General features: G+C 73.0%; 15 protein-coding genes. 3 read left to right on the top strand and 12 right to left on the bottom strand.

All coding sequences use genetic code 11. From position 1 onward, the window contains the following. Positions 1 to 9 precede the first annotated feature (9 nt). From ABD944_RS33865 to ABD944_RS33850, 4 genes are all read right to left on the bottom strand, one after another. Positions 10 to 639, bottom strand: coding sequence for a LysE family translocator (locus ABD944_RS33865; RefSeq protein WP_345183780.1), 630 nt, complete (start codon positions 637 to 639; stop codon positions 10 to 12). Between the two features lie 69 nt (positions 640 to 708). Then, positions 709 to 1,497: a DUF427 domain-containing protein gene (locus ABD944_RS33860; protein WP_345183778.1), complete on the bottom strand. Its 789-nt coding sequence runs from the start codon at positions 1,495 to 1,497 to the stop codon at positions 709 to 711. Between the two features lie 27 nt (positions 1,498 to 1,524). Then, the gene (locus tag ABD944_RS33855; RefSeq protein ID WP_345183776.1) at positions 1,525 to 2,829 is read right to left on the bottom strand and encodes an erythromycin esterase family protein; all 1,305 of its coding nucleotides are present in this window, start codon (positions 2,827 to 2,829) and stop codon (positions 1,525 to 1,527) included. Between the two features lie 99 nt (positions 2,830 to 2,928). After that, positions 2,929 to 3,975, bottom strand: coding sequence for an AraC-like ligand-binding domain-containing protein (locus ABD944_RS33850; RefSeq protein WP_345183774.1), 1,047 nt, complete (start codon positions 3,973 to 3,975; stop codon positions 2,929 to 2,931). 240 nt (positions 3,976 to 4,215) lie between these two features. Between ABD944_RS33850 and ABD944_RS33845 the strand changes: the two genes are divergently transcribed. Together ABD944_RS33845 and ABD944_RS33840 are read left to right on the top strand one after the other, a co-directional pair. Then, positions 4,216 to 4,902, top strand: a complete 687-nt coding sequence (locus tag ABD944_RS33845; protein ID WP_345183772.1) for a dioxygenase family protein — start codon at positions 4,216 to 4,218, stop codon at positions 4,900 to 4,902. 333 nt (positions 4,903 to 5,235) lie between these two features. Next, positions 5,236 to 6,354, top strand: a complete 1,119-nt coding sequence (locus ABD944_RS33840; protein ID WP_345183770.1) for a DUF2637 domain-containing protein — start codon at positions 5,236 to 5,238, stop codon at positions 6,352 to 6,354. A gap of 85 nt (positions 6,355 to 6,439) precedes the next feature. Here ABD944_RS33840 and ABD944_RS33835 read toward each other — a convergent pair whose 3' ends face one another. Continuing rightward, positions 6,440 to 8,152, bottom strand: coding sequence for an MFS transporter (locus tag ABD944_RS33835; protein WP_345183768.1), 1,713 nt, complete (start codon positions 8,150 to 8,152; stop codon positions 6,440 to 6,442). Positions 8,153 to 8,240: 88 nt separating this feature from the next. On the opposite strand from ABD944_RS33835, the gene ABD944_RS33830 reads away from it, so the two are divergent. Then, positions 8,241 to 8,642: a PPOX class F420-dependent oxidoreductase gene (locus ABD944_RS33830; protein ID WP_345183766.1), complete on the top strand. Its 402-nt coding sequence runs from the start codon at positions 8,241 to 8,243 to the stop codon at positions 8,640 to 8,642. A 34-nt stretch (positions 8,643 to 8,676) separates the two neighbouring features. Here ABD944_RS33830 and ABD944_RS33825 read toward each other — a convergent pair whose 3' ends face one another. From ABD944_RS33825 to ABD944_RS33795, 7 genes are all read right to left on the bottom strand, one after another. Further along, the gene (locus ABD944_RS33825) at positions 8,677 to 9,777 is read right to left on the bottom strand and encodes a beta-propeller domain-containing protein (protein ID WP_345183764.1); all 1,101 of its coding nucleotides are present in this window, start codon (positions 9,775 to 9,777) and stop codon (positions 8,677 to 8,679) included. A gap of 179 nt (positions 9,778 to 9,956) precedes the next feature. Beyond that, a complete protein-coding gene (hypF, locus tag ABD944_RS33820) occupies positions 9,957 to 12,155 on the bottom strand; it encodes a carbamoyltransferase HypF (protein WP_345183762.1) in 2,199 nt (732 codons plus the stop codon). A 112-nt stretch (positions 12,156 to 12,267) separates the two neighbouring features. Beyond that, complete coding sequence (locus ABD944_RS33815; protein ID WP_345183760.1) at positions 12,268 to 12,897, bottom strand: SRPBCC family protein; 630 nt, start codon at positions 12,895 to 12,897, stop codon at positions 12,268 to 12,270. After that, positions 12,894 to 13,250, bottom strand: coding sequence for an ArsR/SmtB family transcription factor (locus tag ABD944_RS33810; protein ID WP_345183758.1), 357 nt, complete (start codon positions 13,248 to 13,250; stop codon positions 12,894 to 12,896). The genes ABD944_RS33815 and ABD944_RS33810 overlap by 4 nt, the downstream gene beginning before the upstream one ends. A 45-nt stretch (positions 13,251 to 13,295) precedes the next feature. Next, positions 13,296 to 13,889 carry an FMN reductase gene (locus tag ABD944_RS33805; protein WP_345183756.1) on the bottom strand — a complete coding sequence of 198 codons (594 nt, stop codon included), beginning with the start codon at positions 13,887 to 13,889 and terminating at the stop codon, positions 13,296 to 13,298. After that, positions 13,886 to 14,965: an LLM class flavin-dependent oxidoreductase gene (locus ABD944_RS33800; protein WP_345183754.1), complete on the bottom strand. Its 1,080-nt coding sequence runs from the start codon at positions 14,963 to 14,965 to the stop codon at positions 13,886 to 13,888. The genes ABD944_RS33805 and ABD944_RS33800 overlap by 4 nt, the downstream gene beginning before the upstream one ends. Before the next feature lie 100 nt (positions 14,966 to 15,065). After that, positions 15,066 to 16,211, bottom strand: a complete 1,146-nt coding sequence (locus tag ABD944_RS33795; RefSeq protein WP_345183752.1) for a TDT family transporter — start codon at positions 16,209 to 16,211, stop codon at positions 15,066 to 15,068. Between the last annotated feature and the right edge of the window lie 60 nt (positions 16,212 to 16,271).

Genomic DNA, 16,271 nt, shown 5'->3' with positions numbered 1-16,271 from the left:
CGCAGGCCCTCACTTGGGGACGGCCATGAGGCGCACGGCGAGCCCCGTGAAGACGGTTCCGCTGAAGATGTTCAGGCCGCGGGCGACGCGGCGGCTGCGCCGCAGGAGGTTCGCGAGGCGGCCGGAGAGGAGGCCGACGCAGGCGTCCACGACGAGGCCGAGCAGGACGAGCGTGACGCCGAGGACGAGCAGTTGCACCATCGGATGCCCCACGGAGGGGTTCACGAACTGCGGCAGGAAGGCGATGTTGAAGAGGATCACCTTGGGGTTCAGCAGGTTCGTGACGACGCCCTGCCAGAACGCGCGGAGCCGTCCCGGGCCGACCGGGGCCGCGCCCTCCTCCCCCGGCTCGCCGCGGTCCCGGAACGACCTGACGGCGAGGAAGAGGAGGTAGGCGGCGCCCGCCCAGCGCAGCACGTGGTACAGCGCCGGCAGCGCGGTGAACAGGGCGGAGAGGCCGAGCGTCGCGGCGACGGCGTGCGTCAGGGCGCCGGTGGCGACGCCCGCCGCCGCCATGAGGCCCGTGACCGGGCCGCCGCGCCCGCCCATCGCGACGATGAACATCATGTCGGGGCCGGGGGTGACGCAGAGCGCGAACGCGGCGACAACGAACGCCGCATAAAGGGAGGTATCTACCATGCCGAAATCATGCGGCAGGAGGCCGCCGCTCCGCGAGCGCAATACGGCGTCCCCGGCCCCGGGCGGGCGTCAGGCGGCCGGAGACGGCCGCGTCTCGATCGTCAGGGCCTCGTGGTCGAAGGACAGGTACCCGCCGATCTTCGCGGCGTCCTCCAGGGGCTCCTCGTACGACCAGGCGGCGTCCTCGGCGCCGGCCAGCGACCAGTACGCAGCCTCGCCCTTGTAGGGGCAGAACGTCCGCTTCTCGCTGCGGGTCAGCAGGTCGCGGCGGACGTCCTCGGCCGGGATGTAGTAGCGGTTGGGCAACCCGGTCTCCGAGAGCAGCTTCGCCCGCCCGGTCTCGGCGACGACCTCGTCGCCGAGCAGCACCCGCACGCGCCGGGACGTGGCGCGGGCGTCGACCCGGTGGTACGGGTCGCGCAGGTGGCCGTGGACCTCCTCGTCCTCGTCGAACCAGGCGTCCATCCGGTTCCAGTAGAAGGCCATGTGCCCGCGCAGCCACGCCGCCTCCGGCTTCGGGTCCGGATACCCCCACACCGCGTTGTCGGCCGCCCGGTCGCCCACCCGCACCGTCCAGTACGCGGCGTCGCCCTTGAACGGGCAGTGCGTCGTGTGGACGGTCTTCTCCAGCAGGTCGGTGCGCACGTCCTCCTCGGGGACGTACAGGACGGGCAGCAGCCCCGTCTCGTGGAGCAGCTTCCCGCGCTCGGTGTCCAGCACCGTCTCCCCCGCGAAGCGGGCGCGGACCCGGCGCGGGAAGTCGTGCAAGAACAACCGGTGCGCCGGTCCGTCGATCGTGAAGTTGACCTCGTCGCCGGGCGAACCGGCGAGCGGGCCCGGCTGCATGGTCAGGGACATGGCGCGGCTCCTCAGACTGCCTGACTGCTAGACACCGGTCGGCATCGTCTCCAGTTCACCACGGCGCGCCGCCTCCAGGTGCAGCGGCTGGAGCGCCGAGGTGGCGCGGAACCAGCCCAGCGCGTCGTAGCGATCGGCGAGCCGTGTCGGGACGTACTGGCGCGAATCCCGGTCCGGGTCGTACACGACGCCGATCGCGCGGTGCCCGAGCGTGCCGGTGAAGAAGTCGGGCTTCTCCCGCTCCGGAGGCACGACGAACATCGCCCGGTGCAGCTCCGACTCCGCCAGCACCTGCTCCAGCGAGCCGTGCGCCGGCGGCGGGACCTGCATGACCTCCATCGGGGCGCCCCAGGCCGGCGCCGCGACGACCTCGCCGGGGCCGGCCGCGAAGCCGACCAGCACGACGCCGTCGGCTCCGTGCCGCTCCCTGGCGAGCTGGCCGAGGTTGACCATCCCGGCGCCCGCCATGTCGGTCGCCCGCGCGTCGCCCACATGGGTGTTGTGCGCCCACACGACGGCCTTGGCGCCGTGGAAGTCCATCAGCCGGTCCAGCGTGTCGGCCATGTGGACGTCCCGGACGTTCCACGACTCCGGCCCGCCGCCCAGCATGGTGCGGTAGTAGTGCTCGGCGCCCGCCGCCACCTCGGCGTTCTGCCGGGCGTCGAACTCCTCCTCCGGGTCGCCGGCCTCCCCCGGCGGCGCCGGGCGGCGCAGCGCGGCCAGCAGTTCCAGCACCTCCGCCGCGCAGCCGCCCGGGACCAGGGCGGCGTTCCACCCGTAGGAGCGGGGGTCGTGGCCGTGCGGCTCGAAGCAGCGGTACGCCTCCAGCGCCGTGTCCAGGTACTCGGGGCGGTGCGCCGCCAGGTAGTCGACGACCGCCCGCAGCGAGTCCCAGAGGCTGTAGACGTCCAGGCCGTGGAAGCCGGCCCGCTCGGCCAGCGGAAGGCCCGCGTTGCGGTCGCGCAGCCACCGGCAGAACCGGACGGTCTCCTCGTTGGCCCACATCCACGTCGGCCAGCGCTCGTAGGCGTTCAGGGCGGCCCTCGGATCCTGGTGCGCCCCCGGCGCGAGCGTCACGCAGCGGTCGACCCGGCGGCAGTCGGGCCAGTCGCCCTCGACGGCGACGAACCCGAACCCGCGCTCGGCGATCAGCCGCCTGGTCAGCGCGGCCCGCCACGCGTAGTACTCGTGGGTCCCGTGGCTGGCCTCGCCGATCAGCACGCACCGGCCGTCCCCGATGCGGTCGAGGAGCGGGTCCAGATCCTCCGCGTACTCCAGCGGCAGCGCGGCTCCGCGCACGTCGGCGGCGGCGCGCCCTTCCCGGCCTCGCATGGCGACGTCCCCCTCGCGTCCTCCGTCGCGTCCAGGTCCTTACTCTTCGCCTTCCCGGGATTCGGGAAGGCGAAGCGCGCCGGCCGGGATCGGGGCGTGTCAGGGGTCCCGCCGGATGCCCGTCGTGCGGGCGCGGTAGTCGCTGGGGGTCTGGCCGTAGGCGGCGCGGAACGCGCGGCTGAAGGCGGCGGCGTCCGGCAGGCCCCAGCGGTTGGCGATCGCGCCGATCCGCTGCGTGCCGAGGAACGGGTCGCCGAGTTCGCGGCGGCAGTGCTCCAGGCGGCGGGTCCGGACGTACCGGGCGACGGTCGTCCCGGTCGGCGCGAACACCCGGTAGAGCTGGCGGACGGAGATGTGGTGCGCGGCGGCGATCGCGGCGGGGCTCAGCGACGGGTCGTGCAGGCGCGCCTCGATCCACTCCTCGATCGCCCGCAGCATCTCCGCTCCCTCCGGCGACGGGGACGCGGGCGCGCCCAGCCACTCGCTGGCCGCGCCGGTGACCAGCTCGACGAGGGCCCCGCCGAGGTGGTGGGCGTAGATCTCGTCGGACGCCCCGCCGAACGGGTCGCCCGCCGCGGCCCCGCTCCCCGTGGCGGGCCCGGCGCCGTTCGGGGCGGCTCCCCGCTCGCCGTCCTCGGCGCCGCTCTCGGCCAGGGCGCCGAGGAAGGACGAGACGAGCCGCCCGGTCCGGGCCCGCCCGCCGAGCAGCGTGCCGCCGAACGCGGCGAGGCGCTCCCGCGGCAGCGGCACGGCGCTGTGCGGGATCACCACGGTGAAGATGTGGTGGGCGTCGAAGGAGATCTCCACGGGACGGGTCAGGTCGTAGAACACCACGTCCCCCGCGCCGACCACGGCCCGGCGGCCGTTCTGCCGCAGCACGCACGAGCCGCGCAGCACCAGGCCGAGCTTGTAGCACTCGCGGGTGTCGCGGGCGATCTGCAGGGCGCTGCGCCGCACCGCGTGCGCGGGCGCGTGCACGTCGCCGGCCTCCACCGGGCCCAGCACCCGGCCGCTCAACCGGGCGGCGAACCCTCCGGGCAGGCACGGCTGCACGTGGAACGGCCCGAAGGCCGAGCTGATCAGGTGGCGCCAGTAGTCCGCCTGGTCGCGGGCAGGGTGGTCCGAGGTGTCAACGAGCGTGGGCATGACGCTCCTCCGGTCGGCGGGCGGGGTCTCGGACGCCAACCGCAAGGCTTCTACGGCGCGTCAGGAAGGTCAATGAGCGAGTCAGCACGACGCTTCCGGCGGGCTTTGGCACTCGCCGCCAAAGTCACGGCACGCAGCGGCAAGACCGCCCCTTCCCCGGCGGCTTATACATGTCGCGGACCGACTCCCAGGGAGCCCCGCCAACCGGAAGATCCCGGACGACCCCCGAGAGGAACCCCCATGCCAGCCGACGAGCAGGAGACCGGCACCGGCCACGAGCCCGGCACCGGCGACGGCCAGGACAACGGCATCAGCCGCAAGAACTTCATCGTCGCCGCGGGCGCGGCGGGCATCGGCGCGCTCGCGCTGCCCACCGCCGTGTCCGCGGTGACCGCGCCCGCGCAGGCCCGCACCGAGCAGCGGCCGCTCACCCCGACGCCCAAGTGCGACGACGGGGACGACACCCCGACGCACTCGCAGATGGAGGGCCCCTACTTCAAGCCCGGGTCCCCCGAGCGCGCGTCGATCGTGACGCCCGGCATGCCGGGGACCCCCCTCACGGTCTCCGGGATCGTCTACTCGATGTCGTGCACGCCGGTGGCCCACGCCCTGCTCGACTTCTGGCAGGCGGACTATTACGGCAATTACGACAACTACGGCTACAAGCTTCGTGGACATCAATACACGGACGCTTCGGGACGATTCACCCTCACGACGATCGTGCCGGGCCTCTACCCCGGCCGCACCCGGCACATCCACGTCAAGGCACAGGCCCCCTACCGGCAGATCCTGACGACGCAGCTGTACTTCCCGAACGAGCCCCGCAACAGCTCCGACTCGCTCTACGACCCGGCGCTGCTCATGAAGGTCCAGACCACTCCCACGGGCCGCACCGCGAAGTTCGACTTCGTCCTGCAGGTTCCCTGACCGGGGTTCCGCGGCCGGATTCCGTCACCGCTCCCGCGGAATCCCGCCCCCGCCAAGGCACCGGCGCGCCTTGGCGGGGGCTCCCGCTGTGTGACTGCGGGGGCTCCCGCTGTGTGACTGCGGGGGCTCCCGCTGTGTGACTGCGGGGGCTCCCGCTGTGTGGCTACGGGGGCTCCCGCCTGCGGCTTTTCGCGAGGTTCCCCCGGCGCGCCGCGCCGTTTCGCGGGGAACGGGACCGAGACGTGATGCGAATCGGCCACGAAACGGCAAAGGAATGGATAGTCTCCCACCGATCACTTTTGGTTGTGTAAGGAATCTGGGAGCACACGCCACATGAGCGCTGCCAACCGGGCACAGGTCATCACACGGTGGGGGGCCATCGCCTTCATGGCGGCCGCGGTCCTGACCGCCACCGCCGGTGGCTTCGCCCAGTCCTATGCCGGTCTCTACCACTGGGCCCTGGAGCACGGCCTGCGGGGATGGAAGGCCGAGTCCTTCCCCCTGCTGGTCGACCTGTTCATCATCGTCGGTGAACTCGGGCTGTTCCTGCTGGCCATCGACGCCTTCGTCATCAAGCGCCGGGCCCTGATGAGCTGGCTCGACTTCTGCCTGCCGCTGACCATCGCCCTCGCCGGGTGGACGGCCAGCCTCATCTTCAACGTCGGCCATGTCGGCCACAAGACCTTCTCCTTCCAGGCGACGGCCGCGGTCCCGCCGATCGTGTCGATGCTCGGCCTGTTCGTCCTGCTGCGGACGCTGCACCGGTACGTGTCGCAGAGGACCGAGGAGGAGGAGGCCAAGCAGCCCGAGCCGCAGACGCGCGCGATCGCCGGGCCGGTCACGCTGAACCAGATCACCCTGATGCCGCTGCGCAACACCGGCCCGTTCGCGCAGATCCAGGTGCCCGGGTACTCCGGCAAGGCGATCGAGTCCGGGACCGCGGGCAGGGCCGAGGCCAAGGGCGCGCCAGCGGGCGAGGCCGCTCCGGCCCCGGCCGCACCGGCCGCCTCCGCTCCGGCCGCGGCACCCGCCGCGACCGAGGCGCCCGCGCCCGCGCCGGTCCCGGAGCCGGAGCCGGAGCCGGAGCTGGCCGTGGTCAGCGCCGCGTCGCGCGGCAGCCTCAACGGCCGCAGCTCCTACGGCACCGTCGCCGAGGAGGAGGCGCCCGTCGGGCCCGCGCCGGAGAACCTGCGGTCCCTCGTCATCGACATCCTCGAACGCCGCCACGGCGACGTCGCCGCGACGCTCGCCGAGGTCAGGGCCGAGGGCTACCGCTGCGACGAGGCCGAGATCCAGCGGATCAGCGACAACCACTGGTTCCCGTACGCGGTGTACCGGCTGCTGGCCAAGCACCACGGCGACGGCGAGCTGGTCGCCCAGGAGCTGAAGGCCCAGGGCATCGTCTACGACCAGGTGACGCTGGACGCGCTCGTCCAGTCCTGGCGCGTCTGACCCCGCGCTCTTTCCGCGCGTTCCGGACCGGCCGCCCGCCACCGCGGGCGGCCGGTCCGCGTTCTCGCCACCGGCCGCGCGCCGGTCAGCGGGCGCCGCGGCCCGCCTTCTGCAGCGCGGGCTCGCCCGCGGCGTCGTCGTCGTGCACGTAGCGGCGCCCGCGCAGCAGCGACACCAGCGCCGCGACCAGCGACATCGCGATCGCCATGCCGAACACGATGACCAGGCCGTGGTGGAACGGCTCGGAGATCAGGTGCGGGAAGTACGAGCGGCCGGTGAGGGTGGCCACGTCGTCCGGCGCGAGGCCGCCGAGCACGTGGAACTGCGCGAGCAGGTTCTGGATGGGGTTGTAGCCGAGGAACGCGGCGAAGAGCGTGCCGACCGGCGGCAGTTCGCCCACCTGGGCGGCGGGCCCTGGCGGGACGCCGTGCTCGGTCAGGCCCCGCGTCAGCGTCCTCGGCAGCGTGTCGGACAGTCCCGCGATCATCAGGGAGAAGAACACGCCGATCGACAGCACCATGCCGGCGTTCATGAAGGTGGCGCGCATCCCGGAGGCCACGCCGCGCTGGTCCGCCGGGACCGAGTTCATGATCGCGGTGGTGTTGGGGGCGGCGAACAGCCCGGAGCCGATCCCGTTGAGGAAGATCAGCAGCGCGAAGGTGGCGTACCCGAAGTCGGTCGGGATCACCAGCAGCCCGGCGAACGCCAGCGCCGACAGCACGAGGCCGCCGGAGGCGAACGCGCGGGCGCCGTGCCGGTCGGACAGGTGCCCCGAGATCGGCCCGGCGACCAGGAAGCCGGCGGTGAGCGGCAGCAGGTAGATGCCGGCCCACAGCGGGGTGGCCTCGTAGTCGTAGCCGTGCAGCGGCAGCCAGATGCCCTGCAGCCAGATGATCAGCATGAACTGCATCCCGCCGCGCGAGATCGCGGCGAGCAGCCCGGCCAGGTTGCCGGCGGCGAACGCCCGGATCCGGAACAGGCTCAGGTGGAACATCGGCTGCTCGACCCGGGTCTCGATCCAGCAGAACAGCGCCAGGACGGCGACGCCGCCGATCATCCCGGCGAGCACCCAGGGGTTCGTCCAGCCCATGTCGTGCCCGCCGTAGGGCTGGATCCCGTAGGTGATCGCGGCGAGCAGCGCGGTCAGCCCGACCGCGAACGTCACGTTGCCGAGCCAGTCGATCCTCGCGCCGACCGCCCGCTTGGCGGTCTCGACCAGGCTCCGGTACGCCCAGAGCGTCCCGACGATCCCGATGGGCGCCGAGGCGAAGAACACCAGCCGCCAGTTGATCTCGCTCAGCAGCCCGCCGGCGACCAGGCCGATGAACGTCCCGGCGATGCCCGCGACCTGGTTGACGCCCATCGCCATGCCGCGCCGGTGGGCGGGGAACGCGTCGGTGAGGATCGCGGCCGAGTTCGCCATCAGCATGGCGCCGCCGATCCCCTGGAAGACCCGCCAGCCGATGAGCCAGAGTGCCCCGGCGCCCCCGTGCAGCGGGTCGAGCGCCAGTACGAGCGTCCCGACCGTGAAGACCGCGAACCCGGCGTTGTACATCCGGACGCGCCCGAACATGTCCCCGAGCCGCCCGAGCGTCACCACCAGCACCGCCGAGACGAGCATGTAGCCCATCAGCATCCAGAGCAGGTAGCTGACGTTGCCGGGTTCGAGGGGGTTCAGATGGATGCCGCGGAAGATCGCCGGCAGCGAGATGATCACGATCGAGGAGTTGACCGTGGCCAGCAGCATGCCGAGCGTCGTGTTGCTCAGCGCGATCCACGGATAGTGCTTGGACGGCACGCCGCGCCCTCCCCCGGTCGGAGATACTTTCTTACGCTAACTAATCATAAACCCGTCGAAACCGGCCAGTCCGGATAGGCTTACTCCGGTGGACGGACGACACCGGCTGGACCTGAGCGACGAGGACCTCCTCGCCTTCTGGCGGGAGCGCCACCTGTGCACGCTCGTCACCCTCCGCCCGGACGGGACCCCGCACTCGGTCCCCGTCGGCGCGACGCTGGACGCCGGCACCGTCCGCGTGATCACTTCGGCCTCCTCGGCGAAGGCCCGCCATGTCCGCGACGCGGGCGCGGCCGGCCTGCCCGCGGCCGTCACGCAGGTGGACGGCCGCCGCTGGTCGACCGTCGAGGGCCGCGCCGTCCTGCGGACCGACCCGGACTCGGTGGCCCACGCGGAGGATCTCTACACCGCCCGCTACAAGCCCCCGCGCCCGAACCCGAACCGCGTCGTCATCGAGATCACCCCGACCCGGGTGCTGGGCAACCTCTGACACCGCCTTCCGGCGGCGGGCGCCGGGACGGCGGTCAGTAGCCGTAGGCGACCGCGCAGCTCTGGCCACCGTCCACGGTGTCCCTGAAGTCGCCTTCGGTCACCTTGCCGAAGGAGTCGACTCCTCCGAGGCAGGCGTACCGGGGGCCGTCGTCGGTGGCCAAGCCGAGAACCATCCCGCCGCCGGGATCCAGCCTGATGGTCCGGGTGACCTTCATCGGCTTGCCGGCGGCGAACGAGAACAGGACGAAGCTCGGCGGGCGCGCCTTCCTCATCGCGCCGTAGCCCGCACGCCCGCCCGGGTTCATCACGGCCGTGGTGACCGCGGCGGAGTCGTCGGGCTGCCGGAACAGGACGCGGCCGTCCCGCAGATCGGCGCTCCGCCCGTTCGTGTCGAGGGCGTACACGGTGACGTTCCCGACCCTGCCCTCGAGGAAAGGACTGTGCGCGGCATCCAGCCGCACGTCGCTGACGGCGTAGCCGAGCGTGCGGCTGTCGCCCGCCCAAACGATCTCACCGACGAGTGAGGGGGCGGCCGTGCTCCAGGCTCGCGTCCGGCCCGAGCCGAGGTCGAGGACGCTCACCGCCGCCTGGGGCTGCGCGCCATTCGCGCAAGGAGCCGTCGCGTAGGCGAGCCGTTCACCGTCCGGGCTCATGGCCAGCCCGGCCACGCGCGCCGGAACGGTGTCTTCCACGAGCGGCCCGAGATCCTTCACCCGGCCGCCGCCGGTGAGGCGGAACCGATGGAACCGGGTCGTGCACGTCTTCTCCTTGAAGGCGGAGAACACGAACACGCCCCCCGGCCCCTCGATGAGCGACCGCGCCGCTCCGGCCGATCGGGGCGCGGGCACCGAGTCCAGGGGCCGCCCCCCGCCCGACTGAACCGCCCTGACCTCGAACCACGGCTCCGGGCCGCGCCCCTGGGAGGCACTTCCGAACCTGCCCACCGCGACGATGAAGCGCGGCCTGCGCTGCTCACCGGGAAGCGCGGTGGTGGCCGCCGACCCGTCCACCAGCAGGTTCACGGCGCCGATGGAGGTGGCGACGGACACGGCCAGCGCCAGCGGGGCCGCCCATCGCCGGACGGCCCACGATTTCGGCCGGGCTTCTTGCCGCTCGTCCCCTTCGTCCGCCATCTGATGATCATGCCCTCCGGGCGGGGCGCCGCGTCGCCGTTTCGCTTCGAGCGCGGCGTCCCGCGGGCGCGCGCCAGGGTGCGCCTCCGGTGCCGCGCGCCTGGTGGGCACGGTCCATCGGTGAGGGATCGCCAGTGCCCACGGCGGCGCGTCCGGATCCGGCCAGGGCGGTCCTCGGGTCAGCCGCGGGCGGTGGCGACGGCCGCCTGACCGAGGCTGATGCCGCCGTCGTTGGGAGGGACGCGGTGGTGGGTCAGCACGTCGAAGCCCGCGTCGGCCAGGCCGGAGACGGCGCGGCCGAGCAGGAGCATGTTCTGGAACACCCCGCCGGAGAGCGCGACCGTGCCGAGGCCCGTCTCCGACCTGATGCGGGAGGCCGCGGCGACGACGAGCGCCGCGACGCCGTTGTGGAACCGCGCGGCGATCGCAGGGACGGGGACGCCGGCCCTGAGGTCGCTCACCACCGCGTCCACGAACTCGCCGCCCGCGACCGTGAAGCCGGTCGTGCCGTTCAGCGTCGCCGGGTAGGCGCCGGTCTCGGCGGGGTCGGCGCACTGCTCCAGTTCGACGGCGGCCTGCCCCTCGTAGTTGACGCGGTCGCGGACGCCGAGGACGGCGGCGACCGCGTCGAAGAGGCGGCCCATGCTGGAGGTCGGCGGCGCGTTGACGCCGCGCCGGGCCAGGGCGGTCACCGCGGCCCAGTCGGGGCGGCGGGCCACCGGCAGGTCGCCCGGGACCCCGTAGGCCGCCGCCATGCGCCACGGCTCGCGGATCGCGGCGGCGCCGCCGGGCAGCGGAACCGGTTCCAGATGCCCGGCGCGCTCGAAGCCACGCAGGTCGGCGACCAGGAACTCGCCTCCCCACAGGGTGCCGTCGGTCCCGTACCCGGTGCCGTCGAACGCGACGCCGATCACCGGGCCGTCCGCGCCGTTGTCGGCGAGGCAGGAGGCGATGTGCGCGTGGTGGTGCTGGACGGCGACCCCGGGCAGGTCCTGGTCGAGCGCGTACTTCGTGGACAGGTACTCCGGGTGCGGGTCGTAGGCGATCAGTTCGGGCGCGATGTCGAACAGCCGCCGGAAGTGGCCGATGCCCTCCTCGAAGGCGCGGAGCGTCTCGTGGTTCTCCAGGTCGCCGATGTGGTGGGAGACGAACGCCCGGCCGTCGCGGGTCAGGCAGAACGTGTTCTTCAGCTCCGCGCCGCAGGCCAGCACCGGGCGACCGGCGGGGACGGGGATCGGCTCCGGCGCGTAGCCGCGGGAGCGGCGGACGGGGAGCGGGCGGCCGCGGAACGTCCGCACCACCGAGTCGTCGGTGCGGGTGTGGATGGGACGGTCGTGCAGGAGGAAGGCGTCGGCGATGCCGGCGAGCCGCCCCAGGGCGTCCTCGTCACGGTAGGCGATCGGCTCGTCCGAGACGTTGCCGCTGGTCAGGACGACCGATTCGGTGACGAGCAGGTGGTGCAGCGGGGTGTAGGGCAGCAGGAGGCCGACGGACCGGTTTCCGGGTGCGACCGCGTCCGCCAGGGCGGCGCCCGGCCGGCGCCGCGCGAGCACGATCGGGCGCCGCGGCCCGGTGAGCAACTCTTCCTCGGCGGCCGAGAGGTCGCACAGGGCCCGGGCCGCCTCCAGGTCGGGGACCATCACGGCGAACGGCTTGTCCTCGCGGTGCTTGCGGGAACGCAGCGCGGCCACCGCCCCCGGGTCCGCCGCCCGCGCCGCGAGGTGGTAGCCGCCGAGGCCCTTGACCGCGAGGACCCCGCCCCGCGCCAGCACCGCCCGCGCGGCCTCCAGGGGCTCGTCGGCGTGGGGGCGCAGGGCGAGGGACGGGCCGCAGGCCGGGCAGCACACCGGCTGGGCGTGGAACCTGCGGTCGGCCGGGTCCTCGTACTCGGCGGCGCACGGCCCGCACATCGCGAAGCCCGCCATGGTGGTGTTCGGACGGTCGTAGGGCACGCCCGTGACGATCGTGAAACGCGGCCCGCAGCCCGTGCAGTTGATGAACGGGTACCGGTGGCGCCGGTCGCCCGGGTCGCGCATCTCGCGCAGGCAGTCGTCGCAGGTCGCCGCGTCCCAGGACACGAGGGCCCGGCGCTCGCCCGACGCGTCGCTGCCCACGATGGCGAAGCCGCCGCGCCCCACGGCGTCCAGCTCCCGCGTGGTGACGCGCTCGACGAGGGCGAGCCGGGGCGGGCGCGTGCGCAGCCCGTCCAGGAACCGCCCGACCTTGTCGGGAGCGCCCTCGACCTCGATGAACACGCCGCCCGCGTCGTTGCCGACCAGCCCCGACAGCCCGAGGCCGGTCGCGAGGCCGTGCACGAAGGGCCGGAAACCGACGCCCTGCACGACCCCCTCGACGCGGACACCGACCCTGACGTCCACCCCGCCATTGTGCCCTGCCGGTCACCATCGGTAACCGAAGGCTACCGGGCGTGTCCTGACGGACGACTCCGCGGCAGGAGGGGCGGACGCCGGGCGTGTTCGGCGCCGGAGGTCACTGCTCCCCGGTGTACATGGCGATGGTGAAGTCCGCCGCGGTGCGGGCGGTGGCCTCGTCGGCGCCGGCCGCGACGTCGGCGGCGTACCAGCCCTCGCCGGCCTGCCGCGCGAACTCGCGGCCCTCCTCGGACATGGCCCAGGAGTCGCCGAGCTTGGCCCGGGCGTCCTCGCCGGACTCCACGTGGATGGTGAGGCCGAGGAGCCCCATGTCCCAGCCGATGCCGACGACGCCCGGGCCGAACTGGTTCTGCGAAGGGTCGACGAGGGCGGTGTGCTCCAGTTCGAACCGGGTCCGGCCGTCCGCCTCGGGGGTCAGCCGGACCTCGATCCAGGTGGTCTGGCCGCCGTACTCCCACGTCGCCGCGAACCCCTTCGGCGGGTCGCAGCGCTCGATCGTCCCGCTGGCGTTGCCCTCCAGATGGAAGCGGCCGCCGAGCCGCAGGTCGCCGGAGACGGGCAGGAACCAGCGGGAGATCCGCTCGGGGTCGGTGACGGCGTTCCACAGGTCGTCGACGCCGGTGTCGTAGACCCTGCTGATCGTCGCGGTCCTCGCGGTGCCGGACTCCAGCGCCTTCTCGCCCACCGTGCGGGTGACCGTGTTGATCTGGCCGGTGACTTCGATCATGTCTCGCTCCCTGGGTCGTCCTGATGCGTGCGGTGTGCGCGCTTCCCGCGGGCGATCTCGGTCGCCAGGGCGTCCAGACGCGGCGTCCAGGACCGGCGGAAGCGTTCGAGCCACGCGTCCAACTCCTGCAGCGGTGCTGAGTCGACAGCGTAGAGCCGGCGCGTCCGTTCCGCCCGCACGACGGCGAATCCGTTGTCGCGCAGCACCTTCAGGTGCTGGGACACGGCGGGCTGGGAGATCCCGAACTCCTTCCGGACGACCGCCGTGAGGTCGCCGGACGAGCGCTCGCCGTCGGCGAGCAGTTCGAGGATCCGGCGCCGGACGGGGTCGCCCACCACATCGAATGCGTGCACGTGACCCAAGTTACAGGCTCGGCTTATATAAGCCAAATCTCAAGTTCAGTGTCCGGCGAGAAGCCGCTCGAACGGGACGGGCGCCTCGTACGGATCGTCCTTCGGCGGGGCCGGACGGGCCTCCACCAGGGCGGCCAGTTCCGCTCCTGCCCGGGCGACGCGTTCGGGCAGGGCGGTCTCGGCGCTCCCCCAGTCCGCGGACGCCGCGAAGACACCGGTCGGGACGACGCTAGCGCGCAGGTACGCGAACAGGGGGCGCATCGCGTAATCGATCGCCAGGGAGTGCCGGGCGGTGCCGCCGGTCGCGCCGAGCAGCACCGGCGTGCCCTCCAGGGAACCGCGCTCCAGGACGTCGAAGAACGTCTTGAACAGCCCGCTGTAGGACGCGTTGAAGACGGGCGTCACGGCGATGAGGCCGTCGGCGTTCGCCACCGTCTCGACGGCGGTGCGGAACGCCCCGGACGGGAAGCCGGTCAGGGTCGCGTCGACCATGGCGTGCGCGTGGTCGCGCAGCTCGACCGTCTCGACGGTCGCGTCCTCCCGGAGGGCCCCGGCCGCCGCCTCGGCGAGGCGGTCGGCCAGGAGCCGGGTGGACGAGGGCTGCCCGAGCCCGGCGGAGACGACGGCGAGCGTGGTCATCGCACCTCCTCGGTGAGACGGGACGCGTGGGTCGGGGCGGTCGCCGGGACGTGCGCGGGACGCAGCGACTCGAACTCCTTGCGCAGCACGGGCACGACCTCCTCCCCCAGCATGTCGATCTGCTCCAGGACGGTCTTCAACGGCAGGCCCGCGTGGTCCATCAGGAACAGCTGGCGCTGGTAGTCGCCGAAGTGGTCGCGGAACGTCAGCGTCTTGTCGATGACCTGCTGGGGGCTGCCGACCGTGAGGGGCGTCTCCGAGGTGAACTCCTCCAGGGAGGGCCCGTGCCCGTAGACGGGCGCGTTGTCGAAGTACGGGCGGAACTCGCGGACGGCGTCCTGGGAGTTCCTGCGCATGAAGACCTGGCCGCCGAGGCCGACGATCGCCTGGTCGGCGGAGCCGTGCCCGTAGTGCTCGTAGCGGCGCCGGTACAGGCCGATCAGGCGCTGGAAGTGGTCCGTCGGCCAGAAGATGTGGTTGGCGAAGAAGCCGTCGCCGTAGAAGGCGGCCTGCTCGGCGATCTCCGGGCTGCGGATCGAGCCGTGCCAGACGAACGGCGGGACCCCGTCCAGCGGACGCGGGGTCGAGGTGAACGACTGGAGCGGCGTGCGGTGCTTCCCCTCCCAGTCGACGACGTCCTCGCGCCACAGCCGGTGCAGGAGGTGGTAGTTCTCGATGGCGAGCGGGATGCCGTCGCGGATGTCCTTGCCGAACCAGGGGTAGACGGGGCCGGTGTTGCCGCGGCCCATCATCAGGTCCACCCGGCCGTCGGCGAGGTGCTGGAGCATCGCGAAGTCCTCCGCGATCTTCACCGGGTCGTTGGTGGTGATCAGCGTGGTCGCGGTGGACAGGATCAGCCGCTCGGTGCGCGCCGCGATGTAGCCGAGCATCGTGGTCGGGGAGGACGGCACGAACGGGGGGTTGTGGTGCTCGCCGGTCGCGAAGACGTCCAGGCCGGCCTCCTCGGCCTTGAGCGCGATCGCGACCATGGCCTTGATCCGCTCGGCCTCGGTCGGGACGCGCCCGTCGGTCGGGTCGGGGGTGACGTCGCCGACCGTGAATATCCCGAACTGCATGCCGGCCTCCAATAGTAGAACTTTCAATTATTCTACCGAACCGCGACCCCCGGGCGGGTATTCCTGCCCCGCCGGCCGGGAGGACGCGGTGACCGCCCCGCTAGGCGGCCGGAGCCGGCAGCAGCGGCGCCGGGCGCGGGACGGCGGGCAGGAAGAGGCGCCCGCTGAGCGCGCCCCGGACCGTCCGGACGCCGGCCACGGCCCAGGCCGTGACGAGAAGCAGGTAGAGGAGCACGGCCACGCCGGTCAGCGCGTCCAGGCCCGTGATCCGCGACAGGCCGGACGCGCCGGTCACGCACGTCCCGACCGGGAAGGTGAACGCCCACCACGTCATCGCGAACGGCATGCCGCCGCGCAGTGCCCGCAGGTTGGCGGTCGCCGCGATGCCCAGCCAGAGCAGCGCGAAGCCCATCACCGGCGCGCCGTAGAGGACGGCGAACGCGCGCGCCGCCGCCGCGTATCCGGGAGCGGCCTGCCCCGCCGCGTTCGCGATCTGCACGACGGCCGTGGTGGACTGCCCGAGCGGCCCGAGCACGAGGAACAGCGTCGGCGTGAGGGCCACCGGTGACGGCGGCCCGCCGGCGAGCCGCGACCAGATGCCGGGCAGCAGGACCAGCGTGGCCAGCAGGCTCGCGCCGAACAGGCCGTAGCAGCCGAACATCATCGTGGCGCGGGCCTGCCCCTCCGGCAGGTGCGGGACGAGCGCGGGCCCGAGCGCCGCGGCGACCATCGGGGCGACGACGGGCAGCAGCCAGGTCGGGTTCGCGGGCCCCGGCCGGTGCCTGGTGATCATGAGGTAGGGGACGCCGGCGGCGGCCAGCACGGCGTAGAGGGTCCCGAGCGTCCAGAGGACGGCGTCCAGGGCGATCGCCGCCCGGGCGCCGATCACCTCGGGGCCGAGCATGAGCGTCCCGTAGCCGACGGCGAGCATCGCCATCGGCGGGCAGCCGTAGAACACCGCCGTGGCCGGGTTGTCCAGGAGCTGGGACCGGGCCACGTCCGTGTGCCGGGCGAAGTGGACGGCGCGCGCCGCCATGAGCGCGACGAGCATCAGCAGCGAGCCCGCCCACACGACCACGGCGAAGGCGTGCAGGCCGGGGACGTCGACCGGCAGCGCGTTCGCCCCGTTCGCAACGATCGACGTGCCCATCACGGCCGCGTACCAGTTGGGACCGAGATGCCGGAACGCCTCGGTCGGGCGGTCGAGCGCGCCCAGCAGGGCGCGGTTCGGGGTGGGAAGGCTCATGACGTCCAGGTTCCACCGCATTCGCGGCCATCAGTAGAGGTCATGGCTCTATGGGGTCAT

It is taken from the genome of Actinomadura verrucosospora (assembly GCF_039540335.1).
Classification (GTDB): domain Bacteria; phylum Actinomycetota; class Actinomycetes; order Streptosporangiales; family Streptosporangiaceae; genus Spirillospora; species Spirillospora verrucosospora.
This window is presented reverse-complemented; position numbering and strand designations above follow the sequence as displayed.

Coding starts and splice junctions, on each gene's coding strand:
- ABD944_RS33865 (WP_345183780.1), bottom strand. CDS start 639: ATGGTAGATACCTCCCTTTATGCGGCGTTCGTTGTCGCCGCGTTCGCG.
- ABD944_RS33860 (WP_345183778.1), bottom strand. CDS start 1,497: ATGTCCCTGACCATGCAGCCGGGCCCGCTCGCCGGTTCGCCCGGCGAC.
- ABD944_RS33855 (WP_345183776.1), bottom strand. CDS start 2,829: ATGCGAGGCCGGGAAGGGCGCGCCGCCGCCGACGTGCGCGGAGCCGCG.
- ABD944_RS33850 (WP_345183774.1), bottom strand. CDS start 3,975: ATGCCCACGCTCGTTGACACCTCGGACCACCCTGCCCGCGACCAGGCG.
- ABD944_RS33845 (WP_345183772.1), top strand. CDS start 4,216: ATGCCAGCCGACGAGCAGGAGACCGGCACCGGCCACGAGCCCGGCACC.
- ABD944_RS33840 (WP_345183770.1), top strand. CDS start 5,236: ATGAGCGCTGCCAACCGGGCACAGGTCATCACACGGTGGGGGGCCATC.
- ABD944_RS33825 (WP_345183764.1), bottom strand. CDS start 9,777: ATGGCGGACGAAGGGGACGAGCGGCAAGAAGCCCGGCCGAAATCGTGG.
- ABD944_RS33815 (WP_345183760.1), bottom strand. CDS start 12,897: ATGATCGAAGTCACCGGCCAGATCAACACGGTCACCCGCACGGTGGGC.
- ABD944_RS33805 (WP_345183756.1), bottom strand. CDS start 13,889: ATGACCACGCTCGCCGTCGTCTCCGCCGGGCTCGGGCAGCCCTCGTCC.
- ABD944_RS33800 (WP_345183754.1), bottom strand. CDS start 14,965: ATGCAGTTCGGGATATTCACGGTCGGCGACGTCACCCCCGACCCGACC.
- ABD944_RS33795 (WP_345183752.1), bottom strand. CDS start 16,211: ATGAGCCTTCCCACCCCGAACCGCGCCCTGCTGGGCGCGCTCGACCGC.